This is a genomic window from Mesorhizobium sp. AA22 (genome assembly GCF_001672375.2).
GTDB lineage: Bacteria > Pseudomonadota > Alphaproteobacteria > Rhizobiales > Rhizobiaceae > Mesorhizobium > Mesorhizobium wenxiniae.
Genome location: NZ_CP048406.1, coordinates 4,496,282 through 4,508,644 on the forward strand (window position 1 = coordinate 4,496,282; position 12,363 = coordinate 4,508,644).

Annotated in this window: 12 protein-coding genes; 4 read left to right on the forward strand and 8 right to left on the reverse strand. The window is 64.9% G+C overall.

The genetic code is table 11. From position 1 onward, the window contains the following. Position 1 precedes the first annotated feature (1 nt). The gene (locus A9K68_RS21700) at positions 2-991 is read right to left on the reverse strand and encodes a zinc-dependent alcohol dehydrogenase family protein (RefSeq protein ID WP_065009695.1); all 990 of its coding nucleotides are present in this window, start codon (positions 989-991) and stop codon (positions 2-4) included. 104 nt (positions 992-1,095) lie between these two features. Here A9K68_RS21700 and A9K68_RS21705 point away from each other — a divergent pair, with 104 nt between their 5' ends. Next, a complete protein-coding gene (locus tag A9K68_RS21705) occupies positions 1,096-1,998 on the forward strand; it encodes a LysR family transcriptional regulator (protein WP_065009694.1) in 903 nt (300 codons plus the stop codon). 81 nt (positions 1,999-2,079) lie between these two features. Further along, positions 2,080-3,954, forward strand: a complete 1,875-nt coding sequence (gene mutL / locus A9K68_RS21710; RefSeq protein ID WP_065009716.1) for a DNA mismatch repair endonuclease MutL — start codon at positions 2,080-2,082, stop codon at positions 3,952-3,954. Positions 3,955-4,157: 203 nt separating this feature from the next. Here mutL and A9K68_RS21715 read toward each other — a convergent pair whose 3' ends face one another. Next, positions 4,158-5,051 carry a DMT family transporter gene (locus tag A9K68_RS21715; protein ID WP_065009693.1) on the reverse strand — a complete coding sequence of 298 codons (894 nt, stop codon included), beginning with the start codon at positions 5,049-5,051 and terminating at the stop codon, positions 4,158-4,160. Between the two features lie 89 nt (positions 5,052-5,140). Here A9K68_RS21715 and A9K68_RS21720 point away from each other — a divergent pair, with 89 nt between their 5' ends. Then, positions 5,141-6,067 carry a LysR substrate-binding domain-containing protein gene (locus A9K68_RS21720; RefSeq protein ID WP_082982519.1) on the forward strand — a complete coding sequence of 309 codons (927 nt, stop codon included), beginning with the start codon at positions 5,141-5,143 and terminating at the stop codon, positions 6,065-6,067. A gap of 143 nt (positions 6,068-6,210) precedes the next feature. After that, entirely contained in the window at positions 6,211-6,444 is a 234-nt protein-coding gene (locus tag A9K68_RS21725) for a DUF2093 domain-containing protein (RefSeq protein ID WP_029354089.1), read from the forward strand. Positions 6,445-6,469: 25 nt separating this feature from the next. Here A9K68_RS21725 and lpxK read toward each other — a convergent pair whose 3' ends face one another. From lpxK to A9K68_RS21755, 6 genes are all read right to left on the reverse strand, one after another. Beyond that, the gene (gene lpxK / locus A9K68_RS21730; protein ID WP_065009692.1) at positions 6,470-7,498 is read right to left on the reverse strand and encodes a tetraacyldisaccharide 4'-kinase; all 1,029 of its coding nucleotides are present in this window, start codon (positions 7,496-7,498) and stop codon (positions 6,470-6,472) included. 1 nt (position 7,499) lies between these two features. Further along, complete coding sequence (waaA, locus tag A9K68_RS21735; protein WP_065009691.1) at positions 7,500-8,816, reverse strand: lipid IV(A) 3-deoxy-D-manno-octulosonic acid transferase; 1,317 nt, start codon at positions 8,814-8,816, stop codon at positions 7,500-7,502. After that, on the reverse strand, positions 8,813-9,601 hold the full coding sequence (locus A9K68_RS21740; RefSeq protein WP_065009690.1) for a lysophospholipid acyltransferase family protein: 789 nt from the start codon (positions 9,599-9,601) through the stop codon (positions 8,813-8,815). Before A9K68_RS21740 ends, waaA begins: the two co-directional genes overlap by 4 nt. Positions 9,602-9,606: 5 nt before the next feature. Then, the gene (locus tag A9K68_RS21745) at positions 9,607-9,852 is read right to left on the reverse strand and encodes a DUF4170 domain-containing protein (RefSeq protein ID WP_065009689.1); all 246 of its coding nucleotides are present in this window, start codon (positions 9,850-9,852) and stop codon (positions 9,607-9,609) included. 76 nt (positions 9,853-9,928) lie between these two features. Beyond that, positions 9,929-10,735, reverse strand: coding sequence for a 3'(2'),5'-bisphosphate nucleotidase CysQ (locus tag A9K68_RS21750; RefSeq protein WP_065009688.1), 807 nt, complete (start codon positions 10,733-10,735; stop codon positions 9,929-9,931). After that, positions 10,722-12,065 carry a TldD/PmbA family protein gene (locus tag A9K68_RS21755; protein ID WP_065009714.1) on the reverse strand — a complete coding sequence of 448 codons (1,344 nt, stop codon included), beginning with the start codon at positions 12,063-12,065 and terminating at the stop codon, positions 10,722-10,724. The genes A9K68_RS21750 and A9K68_RS21755 overlap by 14 nt, the downstream gene beginning before the upstream one ends. Positions 12,066-12,363: the final 298 nt, after the last annotated feature.

Below are 12,363 nucleotides of genomic sequence, written 5' to 3' on the forward strand. Positions count from 1 at the left end.
GTCAGATCGTCACGACGATCTTGCCGAATTGCTCGTTCGACTCGAGAAACCGATGCGCCTCGACGATCTGCTCGAATGGAAAGGTTTTGGCGATCACCGGCCGAAGCGACCCCGACATCAACCCGTCAAGGATGAACGTCTTGGCGGCCTCCAACCGCGCCGGATCGCCAGTGATTTCGTGGACCAGATAGCCGCGCAGTGTCAGCGTCTTGGCCAGCACGGCGAATAGCGGGAACGGCGTTGGCTCGGGGCTCAAGCCGCCATATTCGATGAGAATGCCACCCCGTGCCATCGCCGCCGTCAGAGGCGCGAATATCGGGCCGCCGACTGCGTCGAACACCACTCGGATGTCCTCCGGGCCGGCGATGTCCTTCAGCCGGGCTTCCAGATCTTCGTCCGCTAAAGAAATAACATGGGCGGCGCCGAACTCGAGCAAGGCCTCTCTCTTGGCAGATGTCCGCGTGGCCGCGATCGGGGTCGCGCCAACCATGTTGGCAATCTGGATCGCGGCGAGTCCGACACTGCTTGATGCCGCGGTAATGACGACAAAATCGTCCCTGCCGAGCTTGGCAATGTCGATCAATGCGCCATAGGCGGTGAGATACTGCGTCCAGACGGCTGCCGCCTCTTCCCAGCTGAGCGATGGCGGGTGCTTGACCACGAGGTGGGCGGGATACGTGGCAATCTCACCATAGGCGGGCCAGCGGGCCATCGATAGTGGCGGCACGACACTGACGGCCTCACCTGGCGCAAAACCGCCCACGCCTTCGCCGACCGCTTGGACGACACCGGCTGCCTCAAGGCCAAGACCGGAAGGCAATGGCGGCGTCTGGATATAGGTGCCCCACCGCATCAGCGCCTCGGCCCGGTTGAGCCCCAACGCCTTGACCCGGATCTGAATCTCGCCCCGACTAGGCCTGGGAGTATCGACATTCTCGATGCGCAGAACCTCGGGACCACCATGCTGATGAAAACGAACAACGCGTGCCATCCGGCCATAACTCCAAAATATTTGAACCGAATACGCTATGCCAACAGCCGCCTGGCAGATAAATAGCTGCTTGGGCAAGACAGTAGAAACTGAGAGTTTTGAATATGGATCGCCTTACCAGCATGGCCGTGTTCGTCAAAGCCGTTGATCTGGGCTCGTTCGCGGCGGCTGCTGCCGCTCTCGATCTGTCCGGACCGATGATCGGCAAGCATGTCCGGTTTCTTGAAGAGCGTCTGGGTGTGCGCCTCATCAACCGGACCACTCGCCGCCAGAGCCTGACAGACTTCGGGCGCGCCTATTATGAGCGCTGCCGGCTCGTGCTCGCTGAAGCCGAGGCTGCAGATGCACTCGCGGCCGATCAACTCTCCGAACCACGCGGAAAGCTGCGCGTCATCATGCCTGTGCATTTCGGCCGGCGCTGCGTAGCCCCGATCCTGCTGGAGCTTGCGCAGCGATATCCTGCTCTGGAACTCGACCTGTCGTTCAGCGATCCCATCGCCGATCTTGCAGAGGATGGCTGCGATCTTGCCATCCGGACTGGCAATCTGGAGGATCAGCCCGGCGTGATCGCCCGGCGCATCGCGCGCCAGCGCATGGTCGTCTGCGCGTCGCCATCCTATCTCGAGATGCACGGGTGGCCACGGCAGCTAGGGGATCTCGGCAGCCACCAGGCCATCATCTACCGCCGTTCGGGCCGTGTCGTTCAACCGTGGCTGTTTCCGCGCGATGATCAGGCCGCACTGGAGGTCATGCCGGTCAGCCGCTTGCGGCTCGACGACCTCGCTGCGATCGCCGATGCCGCGGCAGCGGGCATGGGGCTTGCCTGGCTGCCATACTGGCTGGTCCGTGAACACATTCAGGCCGGCGCACTTCTCGTGCTGCTGCCGAAACAGCCGGGATTTCTTTACGACGCCTATGCGCTATGGCTGCAGACGCCTCACTTGCCGCTGAAGGTCCGTCTTGCCGTCGATGCGCTGGCGGCAGCACTGCCCAGGCTGATGACGTGAAATGCAGGAGTGCGGTGGGCGGCGCGGTTTCCTCAATTCTGCCTCTCCCGCATGGGCGGCGAATCCGCGTATAGTGCCTTCATGCCCATCCGCCAGCTTTCCGAAACGATGATCAACCAGATCGCCGCCGGCGAAGTCATCGAGCGTCCGGCAAGCGTGGTCAAGGAACTGGTCGAGAATGCACTCGATGCCGGCGCTGCCCGAGTCGAGATCGTCACCGCCGGCGGCGGGCTCAACCTGATCCGCGTCACCGACGACGGCTGCGGCATCCCGGAGAATGAACTGGCGCTGGCGATCGCACGCCATTGCACCTCGAAGCTCGCCGACAACATTCACGACATCCGCTCGCTCGGCTTTCGCGGCGAAGCGCTGCCGTCGATCGGCTCGGTGGCGCGGCTGTCGATCCGCTCGCGCACGGCCAACGGCGACAGCGCCGCCGAGATTGGCATCGAGGGCGGGTGCGTGTCCGCCGTCAGGCCGGCGGCCGCCAATCGCGGCACCACGATCGAGGTGCGCGACCTGTTCTTCGCCACGCCGGCGCGGCTCAAATTCATGAAGGGCGAGCGCGCCGAAAGCTCGGCGACCAGCGATGTGATCAAGCGTATCGCCATCGCTTTCCCCGCCGTGCGCTTCACGCTGACCGGTTCCGACCGCTCGACGCTGGAACTGCCGGCGACCGACGACAGCCCGGAAGGCCGGCTGCGCCGCGTCGCGCAAGTGATGGGCGCCGACTTTCCGGAGAATGCCATTACCATCGACGCCGTGCGGGACGGCGTGCATCTCGCCGGTCACGTCTCGATCCCGTCGTTCAGCCGCGCCAATGCGCTGCAGCAGTACGCCTATGTCAATGGCCGGCCGGTCCGCGACAAGCTGATCGCCGGCGCTATTCGCGGCGCCTTCGCCGACGTGCTGCCGCGCGACCGCCATGCAGTGACGGTGCTGTTCCTGACGCTCGATCCGGCCATCGTCGACGTCAATGTCCATCCGGCCAAGGCCGATGTCCGCTTCCGCGATCCGGGGCTGGTGCGCGGGCTGATCGTCGGCGCCATCCGCGAGGCGCTGGCCAATGCCGGCATCCGTGCCGCCACCACCGGGGCGGCCGGCATGATGGCGGCGTTCCGGCCGGGCGCGGCGTCCTATGCCCATGCCGGTCCGGCAAACGGCCATCGCAGCTACGAAGCGGCCTACCGGGCCTCCCGCTTCGCCGGTTTCGACGCCTCCCGCTCGCCGCAACGACCGCTGGACATGGGGCTTGAAGACACGGAATTCAGAAATGGTGGCTTCGGCGAAAACGATCAGGCGGCGTTCGACGCCGGACCGCTTCACAGCGCCGACGCGCGTGCCGGGCAAGCCGAAGCGGCGGAGACGCTGCTTGGCATGGCGCTGGGCGCCGCACGCGCGCAGGTGCACGAGAACTACATCGTCGCGCAGACCAAGGAATCGCTTGTCATCGTCGACCAGCATGCAGCGCATGAGCGGCTGGTCTACGAGGCGCTGAAGAACGCGCTGCATGCGCGCGCCGTGCCGTCGCAGATGCTGCTTTTGCCCGAGATCGTCGACCTGCCGGAAGAGGATGCCGAGCGGCTTGCCATGCATTCCAAAACGCTGGCCCGCTTTGGCCTCGCCGTCGAGCGCTTCGGCCCGGGTGCGGTCGTGGTACGCGAGACGCCGTCGATGCTCGGCGAAACCAATGTCCAGCAGCTGGTGCGCGACCTTGCCGACGAGATCGCCGACAACGACACGGTCGACACGCTGAAGGAGCGGCTGGACAAAATAGCCGCGACCATGGCCTGCCACGGCTCGGTAAGGTCCGGCCGCCTGCTCAAGGCCGAAGAGATGAACGCGCTGCTGCGCCAGATGGAGGCGACGCCGGGGTCCGGCACCTGCAACCATGGACGGCCGACCTACATCGAGCTGAAGCTTGCCGATATTGAGAGACTTTTTGGAAGGCGGTAGGGAACTCGCAGGGCGCAGACCCCCGCCCGGACCTTCGGTCCGACCTCCCCACAAGGGGAGGTAGGGAGCTTAGTCGCGGTCGCTTCGCGAAGAGCTTACCCTCCCCCTTGTGAGGAGGGTCGCTGCGAAGCAGCGGGGTGGGATCCGAAAGAGCCGCTGACAGCGGCTCTTTTCGAGTCAAGAGACAGCCCCAACCCTCAGATTCACCTCTTCAAATTCACCACGATCACGCCTCCCAGCGCCAGTGCACCACCGAGAATACCGAGCAGCGTCGGTACCTCGCCCAGCCAGAAGAAGCCGATCAGCGTCGCCACCGGCGAAACCAGATAGAGGAAGTTCGAGGCACGGGCTGCAGGCAGGCGGGAAAGTGCTGTTGCCCAGGCGGCGTAGGCGATGAGGCTGGGCACGATGCCGAGAAAGGTCACGGCGGCGAGGCCGGCGCTATCGGCAACCGCCGCCTGCTTCAGGCTGCTCGGCAGGAAAGGCAGCAGGCAGAGCGCGCCGAGCACCATGTTCGAGGCCGAAATGGTCAGTGGATGATGACGGGCAAATAGCGGCTTTTGCACGATGGTGTTGACGGCCGAGCACAGCGCCGAGCCGAGGATGAGCAGCGCGCCAGTGTTGAAATGCAAGCCTTGCCCCTCGCCCATGGCGATGATGCCGATGCCGGCGAAGGACAGGAATGTGCCGGCCCAGGCCAGGCCTGAGAAGCGTTCGCCGAGCAGCACCATCGCCATGATCGCGGTAAAGATCGGGCTGACATTGATGATGAAGCCGGCAGCACCAGCCGAAACGGTCAACTCGCCGAAATTGAGCATTGCCGTGTAGAGCGCAACGAAGACGGCGCCGCCGAAGGCAAAGCGCCAAATCTCATCGAGCCGGGGCAGCGCCGGCTGCTTGACGGCGAGGAAGATCGCCGCCGGCACCGCCGCGATGGCGAAGCGCAGCGCGCCAAGTTCCAGCGGCCCGAAAGCCACGAGGCCGGCGCGGATCGCCGGAAAGGCGGAGGCCCAGCCAACCACTGTCAGTGCCACAGCAATGACTGCTGTGGTGTCCATCCGCTGTGTCGAATTCAACGTGCCGGTATAGGCGTTCATCTTGTACCCTCGGGCCTTTATTGTCCTGAAGACACAAACGCCTTTCCTGACCGGTTGACAAACGACCAAATCGAGGATCACCTGTGACTATGGATCACAGCTCGGATGCGATGTTGCCGCTTGAAACCCTGCGCGCCTTCGACGCCGCGGCGCGGACGGGCAGCTTTTCGGCCGCTGCCGAAAAACTCAATCTCACCCATGGCGCCGTCAGCCGGCAGATCGCCAAGCTCGAGGACTGGCTCGGGCTGAAAGTGTTCGATCGCGGCGCGCGCGGCGTTTCGCTCACGATCGAAGGCAACCGGCTGCATCTGCGCACCACTGAGGCCTTTGCACTGATATCCAGCAATTCGGACCGCTGGATCGAGCCGCGCGGCACCGCCGTGGTGCGGCTGACCTCTATCCCCTCGGTCAGCGGGCTGTGGCTGATGCCGCGCATGGCTGCGCTGGAAAACAACCCATCCAAGCTGCGCATCGTGCTTGACGTCGATATCCGTCAGGCGGATCTTGCCGACGAGGGCATCGATCTGTCGATCCGCTGCGGCCGCGGCCGCATTCCCAGCCGCGTCTCGGTACAGCTGTTCGAAGAACATGTGTTTCCGGTCGCCTCGCCGGACCTCGCTAGGGAGATCGGCCGTGGCGACCCAGCCCGGCTGCTCAAATTTCCGTTGATCAATGATTCGGACGCTTCGGCCTGGCGCGCCTGGTTTGCCGCCCAGGACATGGACTATCGGCCGCGTCCACAGGACCGCCGCTTCGAGGACTACAATCTGGTGCTCGATGCTGCCGCCCACGGCCTCGGTATTGCGCTGGCGCGGCCGCCAATGATCGAGCATCAACTGAAGTCAGGCCGCATCGTCGCTGTGGACGACCGCATCGTTCTCAGCCCGATATCCTACTGGCTAGACCGGCCTATAGGGCGACCGCGCGCCGCCGCCGCCGAGCTTGCCCGGCGCATTGCGGCCCAGGCCGGGCTGGCGCCGGAAAAGATCGAGGATTTCATCGTAGCCGAGCAGTAGGATGCCGGACATCCACTTAGCCGGCTTGCTCGGCTGGTTGTCGTCTGAAACAGAGCCGACCAAACCCAATCTTGTCTCGCTCCAAGCTTGACCTTGCCGGCATTTTGTGGCGATGACATCCTCATGAACCTTGGCTCCCTGTCATGATGAACCGCTTCGAAGGCCCCGGCGGCAAGGAAGCCCGTATCCGCTACCTAGACGGCGACTTCCAGGTGACCAGCCCCGGCGCCTTCGTGCGCTGCGCGGTCACCGGCGAAAGCATCCCGCTCGATGAGCTCAAATATTGGAGCGTCGCCAGGCAGGAGCCCTATGCGAGTGCCGCGGCCTCGCTGCGCCGCGAGATCGAGGCAAATCCCGAAATGCGCAGCCGGCGCTAAGCCAGCTTCCGGATCGGCTGCAAAGTCAGCCCTGAAGCTTGCGCTGCCGCCAGGCATCCAGCGTCTCGTCGATGATTCGTTCAGGCACGTGGTCGGGATCGAACACGGTGTCGATCTCCAGCACATCGAGCTGTCCGAGGAAATCGGCGGACGCGGCATCATGGCGCAGCCGGGCGGCGTCCTTGGCGGTGGTGATGAGGCCAAGTCCGGCACCTCGCGCTGTCGTTGCCAGTTCGGCAAGCTCGTCCTCGCCATAGAAATGATGGTCCGGAAACGACCGGGTCAGCGCAATCTCGCCGCCGGCCTCACGGACCGTGTCGAAGAATTTGTCGGGATGGCCGATGCCGGCAAAGGCGAGAAATCGCTTGCCGGCCAGCCCCGCCTTGCTGCTTGGCCGTGTACGCGCCTCGAAGATCGGCCGGCCGGCACGCGCCGCCTGGCGGACGACCGCATCGGCAGCAAGGCCCTCACCCATCTTCAGCAGCGCGCTGGTGAAAACCAGTTGGTCGACGATATCAGCCCTGAGCGGACCGCCAGGAATGACGTGGCCGTTGCCGACGCCGTAGCGTGCATCGACGACGACCAGCGCATAGTCGATATGGATGCGCGCGCTCTGGAAACCGTCATCCATGATCAGGAAATCGCAGCCATGCTTTTCCAGCAGAAGGCGCGCGCCGGCGGCACGGTTCGGCGTCACTGCGACCGGCGCGTGCTCGGCCAAAAGCAGCGGCTCGTCGCCGACATGCTTGGCGGCGTCATGATGCGGATCGACGACATGCGGCTGCGCGAAGGAGCCGCCATGGCCGCGCGACAGGAAACCGGGATTGAGCTGCATGCGCCTGGCCTGCCGGGCCAGGGCGATCGCCACCGGCGTCTTGCCGGTGCCGCCGACGGTGAAGTTGCCGACGCACAGCACCGGCGCCTCGACCTTTTCGCGCGCTGCTGAGCGCATGCGGCGGCCGGCAATGAGCGCATAGATCGCGGACAGCGGCGCCAGCGCCAGCGCCCGCCAGTCCGGTTCTTCCCACCAGAAGGGGGGCGCTTCGCTGGCCATTTTAGCGGCCGTTGGCGCCCTTGAGGCGCGACTTGACGACCAACGGCTGGATGTAGGGTTCGAGCGACTTCAACGTGAGCGCCAGCGCGCCGCGCATCTCGTCGACGGTCGCCGCGCCGGCCGCCATCATCTCATGGCGAGCCACCTCGTTGCTCAACAGGAAATTGACGGCGCCGGCCAGCATGTCGCGGTCGCGCACCAGCTTGGCGCCGCCGCTGTCGAGCAGGCGCTGATAAGTTTCGCGAAAATTCTGGACATTGCGGCCGGCCAGCACCGCCGTGTCGAGCATGGCCGGCTCCAGCGGGTTCTGGCCGCCCTCCGAGGTGAGCGAACGACCAACGAAGGCGATCTCTGTCAGCCGGAGATAAAGCCCCATCTCGCCCATCGTGTCGCCGAGCAGAATGTCCGTATCGGCGATGATCCGGTCGCCCTTGCTGCGCCGAGCGACTTTCAGGCCCATGCCGGAAATCTGCGTGGCAAGCGCTTCGGCGCGATCGGGATGGCGCGGCACGACGATCGTCAAAAGACCGTGGTGACGCTTGTGCAGCATCGCGTGAACCTCGGCAGCGACCACCTCCTCGCCGTCATGGGTCGAGATCGCCGCCCAGGTCGGTCGGGCGCCGATCTGGCGCTTCAGCGTGTACAGCGTCCTTTCGTCGGCCGGCGGCGGCGTGGTGTCGACCTTGAGATTGCCGGATACGGTGACCGGCCGGGCGCCGAGCGAGAGGAAGCGCTCGCCGTCGACATCCGACTGGGCAACAACATGGGCGAGATTCTCGAACAGCGCCTCGGCGATGTTGGCGCGTTTCTTCCAGGATTTGAACGAGCGGTCCGACAGCCTGCCATTGACCAGCACCTGGGGCACACGGCGCGCGCCGAGCTCCAGGATGGTCATCGGCCAGATCTCCGATTCGGCGATGATCGCCAGATCCGGCCGCCAATGGTCGAGGAAGCGGCTGACCGCCGGCTTGAGGTCGAGCGGCACATATTGGTGGATGATGCGATCGCCGAGCCGTTCGTCGGCAACCTGAGCGGAGGTGACAGTCCCCGTCGTCAGCACGATGTTGACGCCGTAGTCGAGGATGCTCTCGACCAGCGGCACGACGGCGATTGTCTCGCCGACGCTCGCCGCATGGATCCAGATCACCGGTCCCTCGGGGCGCTCGCGCCCGGCGATGCCATAGCGTTCGCGCCGGCGAATTCGGTCCTCCTTGCCCCTGGAGGTGCGCCAGGCGACATAGGGTCCGATCAGCGGATAGGCGACTGCGCCTGCGAAACGATACGCCATCAGGAAGGTGCGCGCCCAGCGCTCGCTCATTTTGAGCCATCCACGAGGCGATAGGCCTCGGCGGTCGCGGCGTTGAGCGCGGCCGTGACCTCCTGGCGCTTGCGTTCCATTTCGGCCTCATCCGCATTGGCCGGAACGAAAACCGGCGCTCCGACGACAATCGAGGAGCGGCCGAACGGCAGGTTGATCGTGGTCTTGTCCCAGCTGCGCTCCAGCACCTTGCGGCGGCTGGTGGCGATGGCGGCGGGCAGGATCGGTCGGCCCGAAAGCCGTGCCAGGAGAATGATGCCAAGCCCCGCATCGCGCGGCGTGCCATGCGGAATATCAGCGATCATGGCGACGTTCTTGCCGGTGGCGAGTGACTTTTTCAGGGCGATCAGCGCTGTGGCGCCGCCCTTGTCGCGGCGCTTCGAGCTTTCGCGTCCGCCCGAGCCGCGCACCGCCTCGATGCCGAATTTCTCGATCATCAGTGCGTTGAGCTCGGCATCGGCACTACGCGACACCATGGCGACCAGCGGCCGTCCTTTGGGATAGTAGGCCGGAGTCAGAAGATGCTGGCCGTGCCATAGCGCGATGATGATGGGTTCGAACTGCGAGTAGGCGCCGCCCGACATCTGCGCCGACCCGTCGACGACACGGTTGGTCAGGCGGATGATGCGAACGAACTGCGCAAATAGGCTGGCGATGGCGTTCTTGACGAATCGCGATTGCGCCAGCGGTTCACGTATTTTGCGCCAGAATATCTTCGAGGTGCCACCGCGGCGCCCCTTTACCGCGGACCTCGTGGGCGGCCCTTTCACGGCTTCATGATCCATCAATGTCAACCGGCGGCCTTGTTGTCGGGGTCGAGCAACCGGTGCAGGTGAACGACGAAATAACGCATGTGGGCGTTGTCCACGCTGCCTTGGGCCTTGGCTTTCCACGCCGTTTGCGCGGATTGATAATCCGGATAGATGCCGACGATGTCGAGCGCGTCGAGATCACGGAATTCTGTCCCCCCCAGCGTCTTCAGTTCGCCGCCGAACACCAGGTGCAAAAGCTGCTTCTTTCCGTCTTCCGCGGTCATGTCGGTCCTTCACATATCGTGAGTTTGTGACAGGTCTAGACCAAAGCCGCCGACTTTGGAACCATTGATGATATGTTCAACCGTCCAGCCCTGCGATGATGCCGGAGAGCACGGCGAGCAGTTCGCCGCTGCCGGCAACCAGCGCGCCGTGGTGGATCACTTCGCCGGCGTAGCGCGGTGCGCGGCCATTCTGGTCGAGCAATGCGCCGCCGGCCTCGCGCAGGATGAGATCCGCCGCGGCGATGTCCCAGTCATGGGCGTTGGGTTTGACGAAGGTCGCGTCGAGCCTGCCATTGGCGACCATCGCCAGCCGGTATGCGAGTGAGGGAATATAGGGCACGCGGCTCAGCCGGCCCTGCCATTCCGCCGGCATCAGCCCTATCAATGGCTTCGGCCCGCCGATTTCGACCATTGCTGCCGGGCGGCGCACGGCAATGCGACGACCATTGAGGAACGCCCCCTCACCGGGCAGCGCCCAATAGGTCTCCTCGGTGGCGGGACATTCGAGAACGCCGGCAAGGGTGCGACCGTCTTCGACCACCGCGACGCTGACGCACCAGGAGCGAAGGCCTTCGAGGAAGCCGCGGGTGCCATCGATCGGATCGACGACGAAGGTGCGGCGGGCGGCAAGCCTTGCCGGATCGTCGGCAGTCTCCTCCGACAGCCAGCCATAGTCCGGCCGCGCTGCAAGCAAGGTTTCGCGAAGATAGGCGTCGGCGGCGTGATCGGCCTCGCTCACCGGCGAGGTGCCGCCCTTCATCCACACCTGCGGATTGTTGCCGGAATAGCGCATGGCGATGGCGCCCGCCTCGCGGGCGGCGTCGCGCAGCAGTGGCAGATCCTCGCGAGCCCCGGCGGAGGTGACCTGGTCAAGCTCCGGCAAGGGTCATGCCTTCGATCAGAAGCGTTGGTGCGGCGGTGCCGAAATTGCGATCGAGATCGCTCGCCGCAACCATGTTGAGGAACATGGACTTCAGGTTCGAGGCGATGGTCACTTCCGCAACCGGATAGGCGAGCTCGCCATTCTCGATCCAGAAGCCGGAAGCGCCGCGACTGTACTCGCCAGTCACCATGTCGACGCCCTGGCCGAACACTTCGGTGACGAAAAAGCCTGATTTGAGCGACTTGATGAGGTCTTCGGGCGTCCGCTCGCCCGGCTCGATAGCGAGGTTGGTTGATGACGGCGAGACGGAGGAGCCGTTGCGCGAACCGCGCCCGTTGGTGGTCAGCCCCAATTCCCGCGCGGCCGAGGTTGAGAGGAACCAGTGGTTCAAAACGCCCCTCTCAACCATCAGCAGCTTTTCGCCCTCGATGCCTTCACCGTCGAACGGACGCGACGCCTGGCCGCGGAGCCGGAGCGGCTCGTCGGTGACGGTGATCGCGGCCGCCGCCACCTGCTTGCCCATCATGTCGCGCAGAAAGCTGGTCTTGCGCGCGACGGACGCGCCGTTGATGGCGCCGGCGAGATGACCGGCAATGCCGCGGGCGACGCGCGGGTCGAACACCACATCGACCGGCCCGGTCGCCGCCTTGCGCGCGCCGATGCGCCGCGCGGCGCGTTCGCCGGCCTTACGGCCGATGTCCTCGGGCGCGTCCAGGTCGGAGAAATGCTGGCGCGAGGAGAATTCATAATCGCGTTCCATGCCGGTGCCCTCGCCGGCGATCACGCTGGTCGAGCGCGAAAAGCGCGACGCGACGTAGTGGCCGACAAAGCCGTGCGAGGTGGCGAGCACCAGCCCGCCAAGCCCGGCGCTGGCGCCGCTGCCGGCCGAATTGGTAACGCCCTTGACGGCAAGGGCCGCCGCTTCCGCGGCCAGCGCCGCTTCCTTCAACTGGTCGGCCGAGACTTCCGTTGGATCGAACAGATCGAGGTCGCGCGGCTTCTTGACGAGCAAGGCCGGATCGGCGAGGCCCTGATAGGGATCTTCCGGCGAGACTTTCGCCATCGCCACGGCGCGGTCGGCTAGCACTTTCGGGTCGGAGGCAGCGGTTGCCGAGACGCTCGCCACCCGCTTGCCGACGAAGACGCGTAGCGAAACATCCTCGCTCTCGGACGCCTCGGTGCCCTCGACCTTGCCAAGCCGCACCGACACGCCGGTCGAACGGCCGCGCACCGCAACCGCGTCGGCGGCGTCGGCGCCGGCCCGTTTGGCAGCCTCGACCAGGGCCGCGACGCGGTCGGTCAATTTCGCTGAGTCCAGCGTATCGGTCATGTGCATAGTCCTGTTTTCCCGCCGGGCGGCCGCTCCGCACCATCTATTGTTCCGATGTGGCTTGTGCAATGGCAGAAGTGGCAAGCAGGATAGATCGGCCAGCAGACACTCGGCTTTAAGCGGCATGATCGGAGCGGGTCTCAAAGGCTGCTTCGCAGCGATTTCGGACTGGCCGATGGCCCTTTGACGCCGTGCTACGACCACATGCGGACGTGCGATTGCGGTAACGCCTTTGTCCTTTCCACTCATGATCGGCACCTGCCCGAAACCGTTAAATTTAGCGATTTCTTGTGTGTCC